General features: G+C 39.2%; 20 protein-coding genes and 1 tRNA gene. 13 read left to right on the forward strand and 8 right to left on the reverse strand.

All coding sequences use genetic code 11. The features are described from left to right. Nucleotides 1-32 precede the first annotated feature (32 nt). From surE to H6607_11655, 4 genes are all read left to right on the forward strand, one after another. Nucleotides 33-815 carry a 5'/3'-nucleotidase SurE gene (gene surE, locus H6607_11640; GenBank protein MCB9263017.1) on the forward strand — a complete coding sequence of 261 codons (783 nt, stop codon included), beginning with the start codon at nt 33-35 and terminating at the stop codon, nt 813-815. Beyond that, on the forward strand, nt 802-1,092 hold the full coding sequence (locus tag H6607_11645) for a hypothetical protein (GenBank protein ID MCB9263018.1): 291 nt from the start codon (nt 802-804) through the stop codon (nt 1,090-1,092). Before surE ends, H6607_11645 begins: the two co-directional genes overlap by 14 nt. Nucleotides 1,093-1,189: 97 nt before the next feature. After that, nucleotides 1,190-2,275 carry a lipid-A-disaccharide synthase gene (lpxB, locus tag H6607_11650; GenBank protein ID MCB9263019.1) on the forward strand — a complete coding sequence of 362 codons (1,086 nt, stop codon included), beginning with the start codon at nt 1,190-1,192 and terminating at the stop codon, nt 2,273-2,275. After that, nucleotides 2,272-2,775 carry a hypothetical protein gene (locus tag H6607_11655; GenBank protein ID MCB9263020.1) on the forward strand — a complete coding sequence of 168 codons (504 nt, stop codon included), beginning with the start codon at nt 2,272-2,274 and terminating at the stop codon, nt 2,773-2,775. The genes lpxB and H6607_11655 overlap by 4 nt, the downstream gene beginning before the upstream one ends. Here H6607_11655 and H6607_11660 read toward each other — a convergent pair whose 3' ends face one another. Both H6607_11660 and hppD read right to left on the reverse strand, forming a co-directional pair. Beyond that, nucleotides 2,776-3,222: a hypothetical protein gene (locus tag H6607_11660; GenBank protein ID MCB9263021.1), complete on the reverse strand. Its 447-nt coding sequence runs from the start codon at nt 3,220-3,222 to the stop codon at nt 2,776-2,778. A 1-nt stretch (nt 3,223) separates the two neighbouring features. Further along, on the reverse strand, nt 3,224-4,348 hold the full coding sequence (gene hppD / locus H6607_11665; GenBank protein MCB9263022.1) for a 4-hydroxyphenylpyruvate dioxygenase: 1,125 nt from the start codon (nt 4,346-4,348) through the stop codon (nt 3,224-3,226). A gap of 125 nt (nt 4,349-4,473) precedes the next feature. Between hppD and H6607_11670 the strand changes: the two genes are divergently transcribed. Further along, complete coding sequence (locus H6607_11670) at nt 4,474-5,289, forward strand: DUF2797 domain-containing protein (GenBank protein MCB9263023.1); 816 nt, start codon at nt 4,474-4,476, stop codon at nt 5,287-5,289. 52 nt (nt 5,290-5,341) lie between these two features. Here the strand turns inward: H6607_11670 and H6607_11675 are convergent, their stop codons facing one another. Both H6607_11675 and H6607_11680 read right to left on the reverse strand, forming a co-directional pair. Beyond that, nucleotides 5,342-5,719 (reverse strand): hypothetical protein, encoded by a 378-nt coding sequence (locus tag H6607_11675; protein ID MCB9263024.1) that lies wholly within the window; start codon nt 5,717-5,719, stop codon nt 5,342-5,344. Between the two features lie 106 nt (nt 5,720-5,825). Further along, on the reverse strand, nt 5,826-6,527 hold the full coding sequence (locus H6607_11680) for an ATP-binding cassette domain-containing protein (protein ID MCB9263025.1): 702 nt from the start codon (nt 6,525-6,527) through the stop codon (nt 5,826-5,828). 91 nt (nt 6,528-6,618) lie between these two features. Here H6607_11680 and trmB point away from each other — a divergent pair, with 91 nt between their 5' ends. Continuing rightward, nucleotides 6,619-7,263, forward strand: a complete 645-nt coding sequence (gene trmB / locus H6607_11685; GenBank protein MCB9263026.1) for a tRNA (guanosine(46)-N7)-methyltransferase TrmB — start codon at nt 6,619-6,621, stop codon at nt 7,261-7,263. Nucleotides 7,264-7,313: 50 nt separating this feature from the next. Here the strand turns inward: trmB and H6607_11690 are convergent, their stop codons facing one another. Next, the gene (locus H6607_11690; protein ID MCB9263027.1) at nt 7,314-9,317 is read right to left on the reverse strand and encodes a T9SS type A sorting domain-containing protein; all 2,004 of its coding nucleotides are present in this window, start codon (nt 9,315-9,317) and stop codon (nt 7,314-7,316) included. Between the two features lie 112 nt (nt 9,318-9,429). On the opposite strand from H6607_11690, the gene H6607_11695 reads away from it, so the two are divergent. Next, on the forward strand, nt 9,430-9,783 hold the full coding sequence (locus tag H6607_11695; protein MCB9263028.1) for a hypothetical protein: 354 nt from the start codon (nt 9,430-9,432) through the stop codon (nt 9,781-9,783). 2 nt (nt 9,784-9,785) lie between these two features. Here H6607_11695 and H6607_11700 read toward each other — a convergent pair whose 3' ends face one another. Then, a complete protein-coding gene (locus H6607_11700; protein ID MCB9263029.1) occupies nt 9,786-11,108 on the reverse strand; it encodes a T9SS type A sorting domain-containing protein in 1,323 nt (440 codons plus the stop codon). 75 nt (nt 11,109-11,183) lie between these two features. Here H6607_11700 and H6607_11705 point away from each other — a divergent pair, with 75 nt between their 5' ends. From H6607_11705 to H6607_11730, 6 genes are all read left to right on the forward strand, one after another. Further along, nucleotides 11,184-13,559 carry a T9SS type A sorting domain-containing protein gene (locus tag H6607_11705; protein ID MCB9263030.1) on the forward strand — a complete coding sequence of 792 codons (2,376 nt, stop codon included), beginning with the start codon at nt 11,184-11,186 and terminating at the stop codon, nt 13,557-13,559. A 72-nt stretch (nt 13,560-13,631) separates the two neighbouring features. Further along, nucleotides 13,632-14,069, forward strand: a complete 438-nt coding sequence (locus H6607_11710; GenBank protein MCB9263031.1) for an SRPBCC domain-containing protein — start codon at nt 13,632-13,634, stop codon at nt 14,067-14,069. Nucleotides 14,070-14,096: 27 nt separating this feature from the next. Further along, entirely contained in the window at nt 14,097-15,167 is a 1,071-nt protein-coding gene (locus H6607_11715; GenBank protein MCB9263032.1) for a M42 family metallopeptidase, read from the forward strand. A 94-nt stretch (nt 15,168-15,261) separates the two neighbouring features. Beyond that, nucleotides 15,262-16,008, forward strand: a complete 747-nt coding sequence (locus H6607_11720; GenBank protein ID MCB9263033.1) for a thioredoxin fold domain-containing protein — start codon at nt 15,262-15,264, stop codon at nt 16,006-16,008. After that, the gene (locus tag H6607_11725; protein ID MCB9263034.1) at nt 16,005-16,844 is read left to right on the forward strand and encodes an N-acetylglucosamine kinase; all 840 of its coding nucleotides are present in this window, start codon (nt 16,005-16,007) and stop codon (nt 16,842-16,844) included. Before H6607_11720 ends, H6607_11725 begins: the two co-directional genes overlap by 4 nt. A 48-nt stretch (nt 16,845-16,892) precedes the next feature. Continuing rightward, nucleotides 16,893-16,969, forward strand: a tRNA-Ala gene (locus H6607_11730). A 120-nt stretch (nt 16,970-17,089) separates the two neighbouring features. Here H6607_11730 and rplQ read toward each other — a convergent pair. Both rplQ and H6607_11740 read right to left on the reverse strand, forming a co-directional pair. Next, a complete protein-coding gene (gene rplQ, locus H6607_11735) occupies nt 17,090-17,557 on the reverse strand; it encodes a 50S ribosomal protein L17 (protein MCB9263035.1) in 468 nt (155 codons plus the stop codon). A gap of 22 nt (nt 17,558-17,579) precedes the next feature. After that, nucleotides 17,580-18,572 (reverse strand): DNA-directed RNA polymerase subunit alpha, encoded by a 993-nt coding sequence (locus H6607_11740; protein ID MCB9263036.1) that lies wholly within the window; start codon nt 18,570-18,572, stop codon nt 17,580-17,582. Nucleotides 18,573-18,584 lie beyond the last annotated feature (12 nt).

Raw genomic sequence — 18,584 nt, forward strand, 5'->3', positions numbered from 1 at the left:
TCAGCCTTTTTTTAGCGGTTAAATTCGCCGCAATGGAAAAGCGTCCTTTAATATTAATCAGCAACGACGACGGAATAACGGCACCCGGCATTCGTGCGTTGGTAGAGTGTATGAAACAACTTGGCGACGTGGTGGTGGTAGCACCCGACAGCCCGCAAAGTGGCATGGGGCATGCCATAACCATAAACAAACCACTGCGGCTCGACCGAAGCGATTTTTTTGGAGATGATGTGATTGCCTACCAATGCAGCGGCACTCCAGCTGATTGTGTGAAGCTGGCTTTGGACAAAGTGTTGGATAGAAAGCCGGATTTGTTGGTGAGTGGCATCAACCACGGCTCCAACTCTTCCATCAATGTGATATACAGCGGAACCATGTCGGCCGCCGTAGAAGGAGCAATAGATGATTTGAATGCCATTGGGTTTTCGCTGCTCGATTACAGCCTTGAGGCCAACTTTGATATCGCCAAAACCGTGGTACTAAAAGTGGCCCGAAAAGTTTTAGCCAATGGAATGCCAAAAGGATGTTTGCTCAATGTAAACATACCAAAACTACCCTCCGAGGAGTTAAAAGGAATAAAAGTGTGCAGACAAGCAAACGCCAAATGGGTGGAAGAATTTGACCATAGACACGACCCTACAGGCAGACAATATTTTTGGCTTACAGGTAAATTTGTGAATATGGATCATGGAGACGACACCGACGTTTGGGCTTTAGAAAATGGATATGCATCGGTGGTTCCGGTGCAGTTCGACTTAACGGCACATCATATTATTGGCATCGTAAATAATTGGGATTTGAATGAACAGATTTAACAAAATGTATTGGGGTTTGATAATAGGATTTATAGCTCCCCTAATCGTACTTTATATTCTTTTTAGTCAAACCGGAATGTTAGAAAATTGGCACGATTTCAGTGCTTTTACCTACAATTTAAAGGCTACCGGAACATTGATTTTGCCTTCTATTTTGGTTAATTTTCTTTTTGCCATTCCATACAACAACAAACCGAGGATAAAATTTTTGAGAGGCATTATTGTCATCACATTAATCTATGCCATTTTTGCTGTCATTAGTTACGCATCGCTTTGATTTATAATACATTATTTCAAAATATTGCTCCAAAAGAGAAGGTTTTTAAACATGCATTAAGGCATGTTCTGTCAGGTAAATCGAAAAATGTAATGTCATGAAATATTTTTTTATAGCGGGCGAAGTTTCGGGCGATTTGCATGCCTCGCACCTTATAGATGCTATAAAAAAAGTAGATGCTGATGCCACCTTTGTGGGCATGGGTGGAGATAAAATGTTGGCCTGCGGCATGCAATTGACAGCCCATATAAAGCAATACAGCTTTATGGGATTTGTGGAGGTTTTACAGAATTTATCAAAAATCAAACGACTGTATAGACTAATAACCAGCGAAATTGTTTCTCAAAAACCAGATAAAGTAGTGTTGGTTGATTATGGAGGATTCAATCTGAAAATTGCCAAATTTTGCAAACAACATGGGTTTGAAACTCACTTCTATATTCTCCCCAAAGTATGGGCATGGAATGAAAAAAGGGTAAAAAAGATTAAAAAATATGTCGATTTTGGGTATTGCATTTTTCCATTCGAAGAAAATTATTTCAGAACATTTGGCATAAATGCCAACTATGTGGGTCATCCGGTAGTGGAGCAGGTGGATGCTTTTTTGAGTACCACAAAAAGCATCGATATCAACAAAAACCAAGTGGCACTATTGCCCGGAAGCAGGGAGCAAGAAATAAAAAAAATGCTTCCACCTATGCTTGAAGTGGCCTCCATGCGGCCAAACCTGAACTTTGTAATAGCTGCGAATGACTACACTATCGAAAAGCACCTACCCAAACTGCCACAGAATGTAAAAATTGAATTCGGAAAAACCTTTGAAACCCTTATGCAATCGCAGGTGGCATTGGTTACTTCCGGCACGGCCAACCTTGAAACGGCTCTATTGAATGTGCCACAAATTGTTTGCTACAAGGCCAACAAATTGTCGTATGCCATTGGGAAAAGAGTAGTTAAAATAAAATACATATCGCCGGTTAACCTTATTTTGGACAAAGCTGTGATAAAAGAACTCATTCAAAATGATTTGAATGCTATAAATTTGGCCGCTGAGTTAGATTCTATTTTAGAAACTAAAAACGCACTAAAAATAAAAGAAGAATATAACCATTTAAGAAAGGTATTGGGAAACAAAAAGGCAGCCACCGAAACGGCAAATTTTATTTTAAAGCACAAGAAATGAGAGTAATAGGGATTTTATTTTTAGGAATAGCCATATTGGCTACCGGATGTAAAGGTAGAAAAAACAAACTGGCAAAAGCGAATAACCAAGAGGTTACGATTAGTATGCAATATACTGAAATGCCATGCGGTGGCATTGAACCTCCTGAAGACATAAGGCAACAAATGGATATACCCAAACCAATGGCAAGCGAGTCGTTGAAAGTTTATAGATTTAATGGCCCCGACAATTTTGAGTTTATCACCAATCTTATTTTAGACAAAAACGGTATTGCTATCATTTCTATTGATACGGGCAAATATGTGGTATCAAAATATGATTTGAATCCAGCTCCAACCGTTGATAGTACGGGTGCCCCAGCGGATATGAGCAACAAAGCTCAATGCGAATTGCAGTGGGCCAGAATGACAGCATTTCCATTAAGAATTACGGCAGGAAAAACTGCCTACGAACTTTTGATGATGAAAGAATGTAATCCGTGCGAAGAGCCAAAACCTTAATCAAGGTGGCGGAGGGTAGCAGGGGTTGCAATCAAAATGCACATGGATGGTCAGCGAAGTATCTCCTTTTATTTCAAAGGATTGCATTTTTCTTGAGAGCCATTCATTCATACACTTTTGAACTTCATTTTTGGCAATTCCGTTAATCAAACTATTTGATTGCCGCAGGTTGTAATTACCCGAAATCAATTGTATTTGATAGGTTGTGTCAGAATTATCCCCCAGAATACTATCCACCAAAATGTCGTCTTTAAACAAATAAAGTTTCCGACTGCTTAACGGTTTTGGCGTTTGCAGGTCTTGAATCAACTCGTCGGGAGGTGCAGCTCCGCCACAATAGGTCTCGGTTTCGGTAATTTTCAATTGAACTGAAACTAAGTCTTTGTTCTTACATTTTTCAGAAGAAAAAAGTAGAAACAATAAAATGGCAGCAAGTGATATTTTCATCCTACAAGTTGCCTCTTCGCTCCTGCTCTCTTTCTATTGATTCAAAAAGTGCTTTAAAGTTTCCTTTTCCAAAAGATTTCGCTCCCACACGCTGAATGATTTCGTAAAACAACGTTGGGCGGTCTTCTACCGGTTTGGTAAACAACTGCAATAGATACCCTTCATCATCTCTATCTATCAATATGTTGAGTTTTTTAAGTTCGGCAAGATCTTCGTTAATATGACCTACCCTGTCCAAAACGTCTTCGTAGTAATTGTCGGGTACATACAAAAATTCAACCCCTCTTTTTCTCAATTCACCCACGGTGCTAATAATATCATCGGTGGCAACCGCAATGTGTTGAACTCCGGCACCTTTATAAAACTCGATGTATTCTTCAATTTGTGATTTCTTTTTGCCCGAGGCTGGTTCGTTTATCGGAAATTTGATATAGCCATTTCCGTTGCTTACCACTTTTGACATTAAGGCCGAATATTCGGTAGAAATATCTTTATCGTCAAATGTTAATAAGAGTTTAAACCCTAATACATTTTCATAAAAATCAACCCATGTATTCATTTGACCAAGCTCCACATTTCCAACACAATGATCTACATATTTAAGACCAACCGATGTGGTTTCCATTTTAAAATCAGGCTTTTTATAGCCCGGCAAAAATGGCCCACTATAATTGCTTCTCTCCACAAATTTGTGGATGGTTTCGCCATAAGTATGTATTGCTGAGACAATTACATAGCCGTTTTCATCCTCAAATCGGGTTGGTTCCATAAAAGGTTTTGCACCTCTTTTAACTGTTTCATTGAATGATTTTGTGGCATCATCTACCCAAAGATTTAAAAATTTCACACCGTCACCGTGTTTTTTTACGTGACTGGCAATTTCCGATTCAGGCTCCATAGAAGTGGTTAGCACCAACGTAATTTTATCCTGTTTTAACACATACGAAGCTCTGTCTCTTACCCCTGTTTCGGGGCCGGCATAGGCTATCAATTCATACCCCCAAGCCATTTGATAGTAGTATGCCGATTGTTTTGCATTACCTACATAAAACTCAATATGATCAGTACCATTTAGTGGTAAAAAATCTACATTGTTATCCGTTGCTGTTAACGTTTCGCTTTGCATCTCTAAAAATAAAATTCGTTTAAACCGTGCAAATATCTATAAAACAGTACAAACTATTATGATTGAAATCAGGAAAAGCACTGAAATCGGTAAATGAAAAACGGATAATCCATTAATATTGCTGAATGATTTTAGAGGGAAATATCCGAAAAATGAAAGTATGGTTGGATGGCAATCATGTGCAATATGGCTTGCGGCTATATGATAATCTTGAGGCCAGAGAACCCATATCTATTAACGAATTTGTTGGCAAATCCTTTTCTATTGAATATCTGCACGAAATTAACTGTGTGGTATCGGGCAAAAAAATCAATAAAACATTTGGCGATGGTATGAGCTATGAGGCTTTTATGAATTCGCCAGAAGCCTCCCCAAGCATTATTCGCCCCGAATTAAGCAGAATACACGAAGGGATAGCCTTGCGAGATTTTGAGTGGGAAGTTGAGCACCACTTAACGCCTCACATTGTCTATTTGGCTCAAACTGCCGATGTAAAAGTTGGTGTAACCCGCAATACCCAAATTCCAACTCGTTGGCTCGACCAGGGTGCCATATACACACTAAAACTTGCCGAAACACCCTACAGGCAGGCGGCGGGACTCATAGAGGTTGCCCTGAAAAATTATATTTCTGATAAAACTAGTTGGCAAAAAATGCTGAAAGGAGAATTAGAAAGAATAAATTTGTTTGAGCTGGCCGAAAATCTAAAAAAATACGTTCCGACAGAAATGCAACAATATCTTTTGGGTAATCAAAACATTGACCAATTTATTTACCCTATTTTGGCTTATCCCCCAAAAGTGTATAGTTTAAAGTTAGATAAAACCTATCTCATTGATAAAAAACTGATGGGCATTCGCGGTCAATACTTACTGTTTGACGATGGCAGCGTTTTTAACATGAGAAGCCACAGCGGATACAAGGTTAGAATAGAGTTATAAAAAGAGCGTTTGGCATGCCAAACGCTCTTTTATCAAATATGATTTTCAGAATTTATTTTTCCGGAAAACTTGTTTTTTCCCAACACTCAAACATCTGAATAGTTGTTGAATCAAGTTTTGCTGCACCCTGCGGCATGGCTTCATAACCGCTTTCGTGCTTAATAGAGCCTAACAATTTTGGTGTTTCAGCCGCAGCTTTTACTTGGGCATAAGTACCTAAGATAAACCCACCGGCACCAGCCGCATGACAGCCTGATGTATTGCATTTTGCATCCACAATAGCTTTAATGTGGCCATTATAAGTTATGGCTAAACTATCGCACAATTCTTTTGGCTGAGTGTTGGTGTTGTTGTTTGGGGCAGGGTCTTCCTTGCAGCTACTAACCCAAATCATAGCAATAATTGCAAGAGTAAAAGTTGATAATTTCATTTTCTGTTTAACGCTTTAATTAATGTTTCATAAAAATGCAAACCAATAAAATACTTTCACAAATCCAATAAAATAAACTTTAATGGAAGCGAATATGACAAAAACTTTAGAAAACCTCGGTAGCCTTCGTTATGCTGTTCAACTCGCAACGATAAATGGTTCCGGCAAATTTGTTGAGTATTCTATAATCGTGGGTTGCCATTAAAACGGCAGTTCCTTGTTCGCAAATGTCGTGCAACAACTTCATAATGTCATCGCTCACATCGGGGTCTAAATTCCCGGTTGGCTCGTCGGCCAAAATAACCTCCGGATTATTCAATAATGCTCTGGCAATAACCACTCTTTGCTGCTCTCCACCCGATAGTTCATGCGGCATTTTATAATCTTTTGTTGCCAGGCCAACCATATCCAGCACTTCTATACACCTACTTTCCATCAGCTTTTTATCTTTCCAGCCTGTGGCCTTCAACACAAAAAGCAGGTTTTCCATTACGTTTCGATCAACAAGTAATTGAAAATCTTGAAAAACAATTCCAATTTTTCTTCTTAAAAATGGTATGTCTTTAGAGGTAATTTTGGTCAAATCAAATTCGGCCACATGGCCTTCTCCTTCCAATAAAGGCAAATCACCGTAAAGTGTTTTTAACAAACTGGACTTTCCACTCCCGGTTTTGCCAATGAGATAGGCAAATTCGGATTTTGCAATTTGCATATTCACATCATTCAAAACCAAACTATTATTGGATTGAAAAATGAACGCCCTACTCAAAGAAACTACTGATTCTGCCACGGGGCGAAAATAGCACATTCAGAAATTAGTTGAGGTAAGAAAAGAGATAATGGGTAATCAAAAAAGATTTAATAAAATTGCACAGGCAAACATTTTGTTTGCCTTTTTTATGGGTAAAAAGAAGAAGCTGATAAAATTTGCCGAGGTAAGCTCGTTTGCAAATGTATTTGAGCACGATGAGGCTCCAAAAGGAGCGTGGGACAAAGCATTTGAAAAAAAACAACCGCTTGTATTGGAGTTGGCCTGTGGCAAAGGTGAATACACCATAGGGTTGGCCAAAATGTTTCCAAACAAAAATTTTTTGGGATTGGACATTAAGGGCAATAGAATTTGGCGAGGTGCAAAAACAGCCTTGGAAGAAAATCTTAAAAATGCAGCTTTTTTGAGATGTCAGATAAATAGAATAACCGACCATTTCGAGGCCAACGAAGTATCGGAAATATGGATAACCTTTGCCGACCCCCATCCGCGGGATGGAAAGGCAAAAAAAAGATTGACTCATCCAAACTTTTTGGAACTTTACCAGCAAATATCCTGCTCTCCGTTAATCATAAACTTAAAAACAGATAGCGACCTACTGTATGCGTTTACCAAAGAAGTAATTGCTGAAAAACAAATCGAGCCTGAAATAGATTGCAATGATGTATATACATGGGATGAACGACCACAAGAACTTAACATACAAACCTATTATGAGCATAAGTGGTTGGATAAAGGCATTAAAATCAAATATTTAAGATTTAAGTTGCAATAAATGGTGCATCTCTGTTAAACAATTGACCCTAAATTTTAGTTGAAATTATTCTACTTTACCATCAATCGGGTGCTTAGGCCATTTACTTTTATAAAATAAAGCCCTTGACTGAAGTTGCTCAAATCGATAGAATAAATTTGCGAACCGTTGCCATAAACTATTTCATTAACAACTTCATTACCTTTTGCATCAAAAACCGACAGTTGACTGGCATTTCCTTGCGTAGTTTCAAACTTTACAAAAGCCTTATTTTCAGCCGGATTTGGATAAACACTCAAACTCAAAACCTGAGTTTGCAGTGGGTTAATTCCAAGATTAACTAAATTGTCTATCTCGGCCATAACTCCTTGGCTTTGGTTATAAAAACTTCCTGAAAAGGTGTTTTCAAGTCGATTGGCTCTGACCATATAATAAACCTTTCCGTTAAACGGGGAACTGTGTGTAAAAGACGTGGTAGTAATTAAAGTTGCATTGGCTTTTGTATATGGCCCATATTTGTTGCGGCTGTAATAAATGTCATAACCATCGGCTAAATCATTGTCGGCCTTTTCCCAAGTTATTTGCACCGTTTGACCGGCATTAGAAACCGAAATATTCACATTTTTTGGTGGTTCGAATGCGTGTAGGCGTAAACTCGGATCGCCCATTAATGCCACATGCACCTGATTGGCAAAATATCCTGTTTGATATAGCCCATTGTATTTTTCGTTTTGCGTAATTCTGGCACAAACTCCAGCAGACTGGTTAAGAGCCATTGGGTAAAACTCCCAATTTGGTCGGCCCGCCCAAGCATTTATTAACCCTCCTTTTTCGCAAGCCAGAGGTGCCCGAAGAAAATTATTAGATACATTCCAATCACCAAAAAAACTACCAAACAACATATTAAAATAGGCAGCACCTTGATTTGCAGCAAAATCATTTGTTGTTCCGATTCCTCCTGCCGAGGTAAAAGATCCGGGGCCTGAGCCATATCCAAATATGTACTGATTATCTTTCATGGTGGTTATAATATCGTTTTGTTCAATAGCATTTATACCAGCAACCGCTCCAAAAAAACGGTATCCATTGCTGCCAAAAGCCTCGCTGGCATTAGCTCCAAAATTTTCGTCAATAATGGTTTTCATAATAGGTCTATCCACAGCCATTTTATAGCGATGCAACTTTCCAAAATATTGTCTCATTAGTTCCACTTCGGTTTTTCCAAAAGCTGGCATATTGGACAAATCTATTCTACCCAAGCCATAAGTCACGTTTCCGGGTATTTCTATTTGATCAAATTTCCCATCACCAACTTCGTTTATAGTCCAACTTCTTGTTCCGGCCAAACAGGTGTCCGTATCTGTCCACAAACCAGAGGGCACAGCGTAATATACATCAGCCGGCCAAGCACCGCAATGGTCGCCCACACCTGCTTTGTGTCCGTCGGGTGGCACCACCCAATATGCGTCGCGGCAATAAACCCCGGAATAAGGCACAGCCACATGGCCAATTATTGAAATCAAGGACAAATCAGGAAAAAGAATGTAAGTATCCGCAATTTTCTGCTTTACCGTTTTGTGCGAAGTAGAGGCATCAACAACGAGGTCTGTAACCGTATATCCATCTCCAACTAAATCCTGTTTATACTGTTCAATTTCATCGGCAAGTGAATCACTCATGGTTTTTTCTATGATAACCAAAATGGTGCCTCTTGTGCTAAAATTGAGGCCAACTTTGGCACCGCAAGTAACAAAGCCGTATGCTGTCTCAGTCCCTAATCGCTTAATGGAGTAATCATAAAGCAAACCCTCCGTAATATTCTCATCAACATAAACCGAGTCTTTAGCAGCAGGTGTAGCAATGGCCGAACCCCAGCTTTGTGCACCAAATTCCTTTCTAAAAAGTTGATAGCCCGTTGCTCCGGCTACTGGTTTAAAATTTAGGGTAATTTTTTTTCCGTCAGAAGAAGCATTAGCCTGAATTATTACGGAATAGTTTTCTGAACCTTGAGCGAAGCCAGAAACGGCAGAAAACAAGGCTAAAGCCAACGACAACAACTTAGTAGTAAATTTCATCCTTTTTGTATAAAAACACGAAAGTAGTAAATAATATGAATGGAAATTAGGTGTTTATGTCAAAGTTTTAAGAAAAGTAGCATATTTACCGGAGTTTTTAGTACACAACTTTATGAAGTCAACAAGTCTCATCATCATCGGAATATTTGTGCTTGCCGGATGTAAAAGCAAAAAAATGGCACAAAACTCAACCCAAACCACTCCTTCAGAAACAACATCGATAACTTATGCCACATCCATAAAACCGATTTTGGATGCAAAATGCACTAAATGTCACAGCGGTGCAAACCCTAAACATGGCATTGATTTGACTACCTATGAAAACGTGAAAGCAGCGGTTGGACATCATTTATACTGTACCGTTTCCGGCGGAAATTGCCCAGAAATGCCTCCGCTCGGGCCGAAACTTACCACGGAAGAAGTACAGATGATTGACACCTGGATTAAAAACGGCACCCCCAATTAATCTTATTTCTTTTCGAATCTTGAAAAGAAGAACCCGTTGGGTTGTTCTATTTTAATTACGTACAGCCCTGCTTGCAGCATACTCACATCAATTTGATTCGACATTGGTTTCTGTTGCAAAACCGATTTTCCGGTTAAATCAAAAATCTCTGTGTGTATAATAGCTTTAGCTGATTGTATGCTGATTTGATTGCCTGCCGGATTTGGATAGAGCTGGATACCGTCCTCTCCCAACTCGCTTATTCCTTCTTTTACATCAATGGTAATATAGTCAGTTTTCAACATACTATCTTTTGCATTGCCATTGGATGCCACCAGTTTTACGGAATATTTTCCGAGGTTTTGAAAAAGTACCACCGGATTTTCGGATGTATTACTTGTTCCATTCACAAACTTAGCCGTAGGTGTTATTGTCCAATTGTATGTCAAACCTAAACCAAATGAAGTATTGGTGAAAGTAATTATCTCGCCCTCCGAACCCAATGTTTTATCGGCCTCAAAATCCACTGCAATGGGCGAATTTGACGACCATTCATCCCTGTAAGTAATGTTTGATGCCCGAAATTGTCCGGCCACTTCTGTTCCGGAAAGGGCCAAAGCAGGTATAACTTCCGAACCGACAAGCCATTTGTATTCCACTCTAACGACGGTTTGACCAAAATTTAAACTGAACGAAGAAATGCTTACCGAGTCATATTCAGTGATGACACTTTTTAATCGTATGCAATCCACATTGTTTAAATAAGGAGTGGTTATTTTGCCCCAACCATCAACGGTTGTGACCCTATTGCCCGACCGAAAAAATTTGCCGATGGTGGTAAATCCGGCAGAAATTGGCACCACCAAATCAAAATTAGTCGAGTCAAAATCTCCATATTGGAGTGGTAAGACATAGATTTCATCGGGGTCGGTGTGTTTGCCACTTTGCGGAATAGGCAATGAACTTAGTTGAAAACCAATGCCCACATCGCTATAAGCAGAATTCGTGCTTTGAAAAAAGTTGTAAATATTTTGAAACTGAAACTGCCCGAAACCTGCCGAATCTCGCAATTTTTGACCAATGGCCGTAAAACCAAAGTTGAGAATATACGGAGTTTGTGAGCTTTTCAAAAACTCATCGGTTCCGTTGCCACTGGCTTGTATATCAGAGAAATCCCACGTATAGTTTGCCCCTGTTTTTGATACGTCAATGGTGGTAGAAACTGCCGAAGCGGTTGAATATTCCACCGTTGTACCAGTGGTGGGCATATTGCTTTTGGTTATGGTAATTTGTCCCAAAACCATGGTAGGAATAAATACCAATGCAACAAATACAAATCGAAACATGTCTAAGAAATTATATTCACTTATTTTGTACGAAATTATTCATTTTACTCAACACTTTTGGATATGAAAAAATATATGACAATTGGATTAATTCTCCTTTCTGCTTTAGCCTGGGCACAAAAACCCGTTGGAGATTTCAGATGTGGACACACATGGATGGAAAGCTCCAATCATAAAAAAGCAAATACGAATTTTGATATAAATCACTACTCTATAAACCTTGATATGACTGACTTTGACAATCAAACAATCTCCGGTTTCACCAAAATTATTTTCACCCCTCAAGAAGACTTGGCAACCATTACCTTAAACTTGGAAGGCTTGACTGTTGACAGCATTTTATATAAAAATGAAAAGGTAAACCACAGTAGAAACGGCATTGATTTAGAAATAGATTTTGGTAAGAGCTTATCTCGGTTGATACAAGATTCGGTGTATGTCTATTATCATGGCAAACCCATAAAAGACCAAAGTTGGGGAGGCTTTTATTATTCTGGTGAATACGCTTTTAACCTTGGCGTTGGATTTACCAGCAATCCGCACAACTATGGCCGTGTTTGGTTTCCGTGTGTTGACAATTTTCAGGATAGAGCTACTTATGACTTTGCCATAACGACCACTTCCGACAAAAAAGCGTTATGCAATGGTTTGTTGAAAAACGAAACAGCCAATGGCAACGGAACAACTACTTTTTATTGGCAAATGCGTGATGAAATTCCCACCTATTTGGCCAGCGTGGCGGTGGCTCCATACTCCATCGACCAATGGACACACGCCAACATTCCGATTGTTTTGGCTTGTACTGCCGCCGACTCGACAAAAATGGCAGCCTCGTTTGTAAATCTGAATAATTGCATTGACGCTTATCAAAACCGATATGGCTCGCACACGTTTGAACGCATTGGTTTTAACGCAGTTCCGTTTAACGGTGGAGCCATGGAACATGCCACCAACATTGCCTACCCCATATTCGCTGTAAATGGTAATTTGGATTACGAAACACTCTACGCCCACGAGTTTGGCCACCATTGGTGGGGCAATACCGTTACGTGTAGCACAGCTGAAGACATGTGGATAAACGAAGGTTGGGCCAGCTATAGCGAAAGGTTGTTTTTAGAATGGGTATATGGCAAAGAGCGATACGACGAAGATATATCTGCAAACCATAAGGCTGTGTTGCATTATGCTCATTTAAGAGATGGAGATACATTGCCTATTTCGGGTATAGACCACGCACATACCTACGGAATGCACGTTTACGATAAAGGAGCCGACATGGTGCATACACTGCGAGGGTACATGGGAGATTCCGCATTTTTTCAGGCCATTCGTTCGTTTATGGTTGAATATAAATTTCAGGCGGTGAATACAGATGATTTGAAAAATCATTTTCAGAAATACACCTCCGAAAATTTGGATTATTTTTTTGAGTATTGGATTAATAAACCCGGATTTCCACACCTTGGCCTTGTGCAATTTGAAACTGAAAAGGTGAACAATGCCTATTCTGTAAAGGTTTACATTGAGCAAAACGGACGGTTCACCAACGAATTTTGCCCAGCCATTCCCATTGAGGTTACCATTTATTCGGCCAATTTTGAAAAAATAACGACCATTGTTCGCCCAAATTCAAAAACAGCAAATTACCTTATACATTGCCCATTTCTGCCAGTATATGTTGCTCTTGATTTCAACAAAAAGCTGAGCGATGCTATAACCGACGATTGGAAAATGATAAAAGACACCGGAAGCTATGGCTTTGGCGACGCTATGATGTCCATGCAGGTTAAAACGAACACGGATTCATCGTTGGTGCGGGTGGAGCATAACTGGATTGGAGCCAATACCCTTTTTCAAACCAGTCAAAATCCAGTAATATCAAAAGAGCGTTACTGGACGATTGATGGCATTTTCAATGCGGGATTTAGTGCTGATGCCACGATTGAATACAATGGCTTAAAACCCGGAGCGAATTATGCATTGGGCTACCTCGACTCAGATTTGATTCGAGGTACAGAAGATAGCCTGACAATTCTGTATAGACCCACGGCCACTTCTGGCTGGGAGGTATATCCTGATTTGGTGCACAACATGGGTTCAAAGTTTGACAAGCGAGGTTCGTTTACCATCAAAAATGTAAAAAAAGGGCAATATGCCTTAGCTTATTACGATTGTCAGAGGGCATCGGTGCAAGACGAAACCGTTACGGAAAACTTTGTAACCATCTACCCAAACCCTGCCACCGAAACGTTAAATATTGACATAAAAGATGCAAAAAATGGCAGTTTGGAAATTACTGATATCAATGGAAAAATAGTTTACAGCGACACCATTTTAGCCAAAAAATGTTGCAAACCCATTGATGTTTCCGGTTGGACACCAGGAGTTTATTTTGTCGGAATTGTCATTGACAACCGAAGCTATAAACCAAAGTTGATGGTGGTGCGTTAGGAATTGATTTTTTTGTATTAACCCCAAAATAGGCAAATCTCACAAATCACAAAAACAACTACCTTCGCCCTCATGATTGATTTAAATTTAAAAACGTCGGCTTCTGTTGAAATTAATGCAACGGCAGAACAGGTTTGGGATGCAATGACCAATCCAGAAAAAATAAAAATCTATTTATTTGGCACCGAGGCTGTTACTGATTGGCAAGTAGGAAGTCCAATTATTTTTCAGGGGGTGTATGAAGGATATGAATACAAAGACAAGGGAAATGTATTACAAAACATTCCAAACGAACTTTTGGAGTATAACTATCTTGCCCAATATTCCGGTTTGGAAGATAAAATCAAAAACTATTCAATTGTTACCTACGAAATAAAAATAGCCAGCGAATCATCGGTTCTGCTCACTTGGCATCAGGCGGGTTTTGCCGATAGAGATAAATGCGAACATACCACCAAAGGACTGCAAGCCATTTTAGAACAAATAAAAAGCATAGCCGAATCGAAATAATTAACTTTGCCCATCAAAAAAATTCTTATGCGAAAAGAGAGTAAAAAATTTCTGAAAGAATATTTAAACAACAACTCACCCACTGGTTTTGAAACTCCTGGTCAGCAACTTTGGCTTGAATATTTAAAACCTTATATTGATGAATATGAGGTAGATGTCTATGGAACAACGGTGGGAATTATCAACCCTGGCAAAGAATATAAAGTAGTTATAGAAGCTCATGCCGATGAAATTGCGTGGTTTGTAAACTATATCGATGACAATGGTTATATCTATGTTATTAGAAATGGCGGTAGCGACCACCAAATTGCACCAAGCATGCGTGTAAAACTGCACACCAAAAAAGGCAAAGTTGACGGCATTTTTGGCTGGCCTGCCATTCATGTGCGAGACCGAGCCAAAGAGCCAATTCCGTCATTGAGCAACTTGTGTATAGACGTTGGAGCAAGCAAAAAGGAAGAGGTTGAAAAAATGGGCATCCATGTAGGCACTGTTGCCACATTTGATGCCGATGCCATGGAACTTAACAAAAAATACATTGTTGGCCGTGCGTTAGACAACCGTGCCGGAGGTTTTATGATTGCCGAAGTGGCTCGACTTTTAAAAGAAAACAAAAAGAAATTACCCTACACCTTGTACGTGGTTAATGCCGTGCAAGAAGAAATTGGATTGCGTGGTGCAGAAATGGTTAGCCGACGTATAAAGCCCAATGTGGCCATAATAACCGATGTGTGCCACGACACGCACAGCCCCATGTACAACAAAAAGGAACAGGGCGACACCAAGTGTGGCAAAGGGCCATGTATAACCACCGGCCCCGCAGTTCAAAATAATTTATTGAATATGGTTATTGATGTGGCGGAGAAAAAGAAAATTGCGTTTCAACGCATGGCTGCCAGCCGAAGCACCGGAACAGACACCGATGCCTTTGCATACAGCGATGTGGGTGTTGCCTCGGCTCTCATTTCTTTACCTTTGAAATACATGCACACAACGGTGGAAATGGTGGACTATGACGACATTGAAAACTGCGTTCAATTGATGTACGAATTTTTGATTCAACTAAAAGCCGGACACGATTTTAGGTATTTTAAATAAGGTAGAAAACAATAACTTTTTTATAAAACAATATGCCAAAAGGCTTGTTAACAAAAACAGTCTATAGAATATATCTTTGCAAAAATTAGAGAAAATGAATAATAATTTTAGAATTACAGGATTGGTGGCTTTGGTTTTGACCTTTTTTATTAGCTGCGGCCAGTCTCAACCAGAAATAAACAAGCTAAATGTAAATGATTTTAAAACCCGATTGGAAGCCGCCGGAAATCCACAAATTTTAGACGTTAGAACTCCCGGCGAATTCAATGGTGGACACATTAAAAATGCTCAAAACATTGACTATAACAGTCCAGATTTCAATCAAAAGTTAAAACTTTTCAAAACCGAGGATACGCTATTTGTATATTGCTTAAGCGGTGGTCGAAGTTCGGCGGCAGTTGGCATTTTAAAGCAAATGGGCTTTAAGCATGTAAACGAACTTCAAGGTGGTCTTATGCAATGGAAACAATTGGATTACCCGTTAGAAATGGGCAATGCACCAATTCCCGTTGCTGGGCTTAAAAATCTTTCTGCAATGTCATACGACAGCATTGCCAATAGTGCAGATTTAGTGGTAGTTGATTTTTTTACTACCTGGTGTGGTCCGTGCAAGCTAATGGCACCATGGTTGAAACGCTGGCACGAAACCTATCCTGATAGTGTGGTAAAAATCGTTAAAATTGATTGTGAGCAAAACCTTCAACTTCAATCACAACAAGGTATTACTGCCTATCCTACAGTAAAAATTTACTCAAAAGGAAAATTGGTTTACGACGAAGCAGGAATGCTTACAGAAGAACAACTAAAAGCATTGCTAAAACCATACACCACCAAGTTGTGATACTTGTTGCCGATGGCGGAAGTACAAAATGCGATTGGGCATTGATTGACCGCCAAAGACATGTTCAAAGTCGTTTCGAAACTACTGGGTTAAATCCATATTATTTATCGGAATCGGAACTGTATGCCGCGTTGAAGGTGAATTCTTCCATCAATTCTGTAAAAAATGAGGTTACCGAAATTCACTTTTATGGAGCAGGATGTTCAGATGAATTGCAGATAAAAAAACTTCGTAAAACATTTACGGGCTTTTTCCCTCAACTATCAAAAGTTTTTATATCCAATGATTTGAATGGTGCAATTTTAGCAACCTGCAACAACCAAATTGGGATTTGTGGCATATTAGGTACCGGTTCAAATGCCTGCTATTTCAATGGTCAAAATATCGAGAAGAAAACGCACTCATTAGGGCTATATTTCGGCGACGAAGGCAGTGGTGGCTATTTTGGCAAGATGCTTTGCAAGCACTTCTTTTACAATCAATTACCCGAAGATTTAGCCTACTTGTTTGTTCAAAAATATGCATTAAAAAAGGATGAATTCTTGGATAGAATCTACAATCAACCAAAGCCTAACACCTATTTAGCCACCTTTTTCCCATTTGTAGTTGAAAACAAAAACCACCCTTTTGTGGCTGAACTAATAGCTAACGGTTTAAAATCCTTTGTTGGCAATCATATTTCCGTTTACCCAAAGGTTCCCGTACACTTTGTTGGTTCGGTAGCTTATGAATTGCACCCCTTTTTATCCGAGGTGTTGCATACATTTGGATATAGCTTGGGTACTGTCGTGCGACACCCATTAGAAGGGATGATAAAACATATAAAATTAGATTAAAAGAAATTGTCGGTTAATTAAAAAAAGTGCAAATTTGCCGTCCGCAACGGGGGGTTAGCTCAGCTGGCTAGAGCGTTTGACTGGCAGTCAAAAGGTCGTCGGTTCGACTCCGATACTCTCCACCAAAAACTCGTCAAATTGGCGAGTTTTTTTTTGCACAAAAATTCAGTTTTCCACTAAACCATTATGCAAAAAAAAATCCCCCCACTTTCGCGAGAGGATTTAAACAATATTTTACAAACAGATTATTCTGCCGTTTCCTCGCTGCCGTCAGCTTTCTTTTTGCTTCCTCTACGAGTTCTTTTAGCTTTTGATTCAGTAGCTTTTGGAGCATCCGCTTGATCAAGCATCAACTCGTTAAAATCCACCAATTCCATCATACACATTTCGGCGTTATCACCCAAACGATTGTGTGTTTTCAAAATACGTGTATATCCACCGGGTCTTCCGCCAACTTTTTCTGCAACGCTTGAAAATAATTCTTTTACCGCTTCTTTATTTTGCAAGTAGCTAAAAACAGTTCTTCTTGAGTGTACTGTATCGTCTTTAGACTTGGTAATAAGTGGTTCGATAAAGATTTTTAGTTCCTTTGCTTTGGCCGTTGTTGTAAAAATGCGTTTGTGCATTATCAACGAGTTTGCCATATTGGTAAGCATGGCCGCTCTATGACCATATTTTCTACCCAGGTGATTTATTTTATTTCCGTGTCTCATTTCCTTCCTTCGTAATTATTTCTTATTCGTCGTCCAAGTTATATTTGGCCACGTCCATTCCAAAATTCAAACCTTTTTCTCTTACAAACTCTTCAAGCTCAGTCAATGATTTTTTACCAAAATTTCTAAATTTCAACAAATCATCAATGTGGTAGCTTACCAATTCGCCAAGAGTTCTAATTTCGGCAGCTTTCAAACAGTTGTATGCTCTTACCGAAAGGTCAAGATCAGCCAATGAAGTTTTTAATACCTTACGCATGTGTAATGTATTTTCATCCACTTCAGCCGATTTAGTTTTCACTTGACTGTCAAGCAAAATGCTTTCGTCAGAGAACAAAACTAAATGTTGAATCATTATTTTGGCCGCTTCTTTTAAAGCATCCTCAGGATGGATTGAACCATCTGTAGTAACCTCAAAAATCAATTTTTCAAAGTCAGTTTTTTGTTCCACCCTAAAATCTTCAACTCTATATTTTACGTTTTTTATCGGAGTAAAAATAGAATCTATAGGAATCAAACCAATAGGCGAGTCAGAAGGGAGGTTCTCCTCAGAAGGAACATAACCTCTACCTTTATCTACGGTAATCTCAATTTCAAAATTCACGAAAGGCTCCATATCACAAATCACCAAATCAGGATTTAAAATCTCGAAAGCATTTGTGTATCTTGAAATATCACCTGCCGTGAAAATTTCCTTTCCTTTTATCGAAACAAATATTTTTTCTACCTCGTGTCCTTGAGCAATTCGTTTAAAACGAACTTGTTTCAAGTTCAAAATCATTTCAGTAATATCCTGAGAAACTCCTTTGATGGTTGAAAATTCGTGATCAACCCCAGGAATTTTGATTGAAGTGATTGCATATCCCTCTAACGAAGAAAGCAAAACTCTTCTCATTGCATTACCAACAGTTACTCCATAACCTTTTTCTAGGGGAGAAAATTCGAACAACCCATAGTTGTCCGTGTCTTTATGCATGATAACTTTATCGGGCTTCTGAAAATCTAATATTGCCATTTTTGCTTTTTT

Source organism: Flavobacteriales bacterium (assembly GCA_020635395.1).
Taxonomy (GTDB): Bacteria; Bacteroidota; Bacteroidia; order NS11-12g; family UBA9320; genus UBA987.

Coding starts and splice junctions, on each gene's coding strand:
- surE (MCB9263017.1), top strand. CDS start 33: ATGGAAAAGCGTCCTTTAATATTAATCAGCAACGACGACGGAATAACG.
- H6607_11645 (MCB9263018.1), top strand. CDS start 802: ATGAACAGATTTAACAAAATGTATTGGGGTTTGATAATAGGATTTATA.
- lpxB (MCB9263019.1), top strand. CDS start 1,190: ATGAAATATTTTTTTATAGCGGGCGAAGTTTCGGGCGATTTGCATGCC.
- H6607_11655 (MCB9263020.1), top strand. CDS start 2,272: ATGAGAGTAATAGGGATTTTATTTTTAGGAATAGCCATATTGGCTACC.
- H6607_11660 (MCB9263021.1), bottom strand. CDS start 3,222: ATGAAAATATCACTTGCTGCCATTTTATTGTTTCTACTTTTTTCTTCT.
- hppD (MCB9263022.1), bottom strand. CDS start 4,348: ATGCAAAGCGAAACGTTAACAGCAACGGATAACAATGTAGATTTTTTA.
- H6607_11670 (MCB9263023.1), top strand. CDS start 4,474: ATGATTTTAGAGGGAAATATCCGAAAAATGAAAGTATGGTTGGATGGC.
- H6607_11675 (MCB9263024.1), bottom strand. CDS start 5,719: ATGAAATTATCAACTTTTACTCTTGCAATTATTGCTATGATTTGGGTT.
- H6607_11680 (MCB9263025.1), bottom strand. CDS start 6,527: ATGTGCTATTTTCGCCCCGTGGCAGAATCAGTAGTTTCTTTGAGTAGG.
- trmB (MCB9263026.1), top strand. CDS start 6,619: ATGGGTAAAAAGAAGAAGCTGATAAAATTTGCCGAGGTAAGCTCGTTT.
- H6607_11690 (MCB9263027.1), bottom strand. CDS start 9,317: ATGAAATTTACTACTAAGTTGTTGTCGTTGGCTTTAGCCTTGTTTTCT.
- H6607_11695 (MCB9263028.1), top strand. CDS start 9,430: ATGAAGTCAACAAGTCTCATCATCATCGGAATATTTGTGCTTGCCGGA.
- H6607_11700 (MCB9263029.1), bottom strand. CDS start 11,108: ATGTTTCGATTTGTATTTGTTGCATTGGTATTTATTCCTACCATGGTT.
- H6607_11705 (MCB9263030.1), top strand. CDS start 11,184: ATGACAATTGGATTAATTCTCCTTTCTGCTTTAGCCTGGGCACAAAAA.
- H6607_11710 (MCB9263031.1), top strand. CDS start 13,632: ATGATTGATTTAAATTTAAAAACGTCGGCTTCTGTTGAAATTAATGCA.
- H6607_11715 (MCB9263032.1), top strand. CDS start 14,097: ATGCGAAAAGAGAGTAAAAAATTTCTGAAAGAATATTTAAACAACAAC.
- H6607_11720 (MCB9263033.1), top strand. CDS start 15,262: ATGAATAATAATTTTAGAATTACAGGATTGGTGGCTTTGGTTTTGACC.
- rplQ (MCB9263035.1), bottom strand. CDS start 17,557: ATGAGACACGGAAATAAAATAAATCACCTGGGTAGAAAATATGGTCAT.
- H6607_11740 (MCB9263036.1), bottom strand. CDS start 18,572: ATGGCAATATTAGATTTTCAGAAGCCCGATAAAGTTATCATGCATAAA.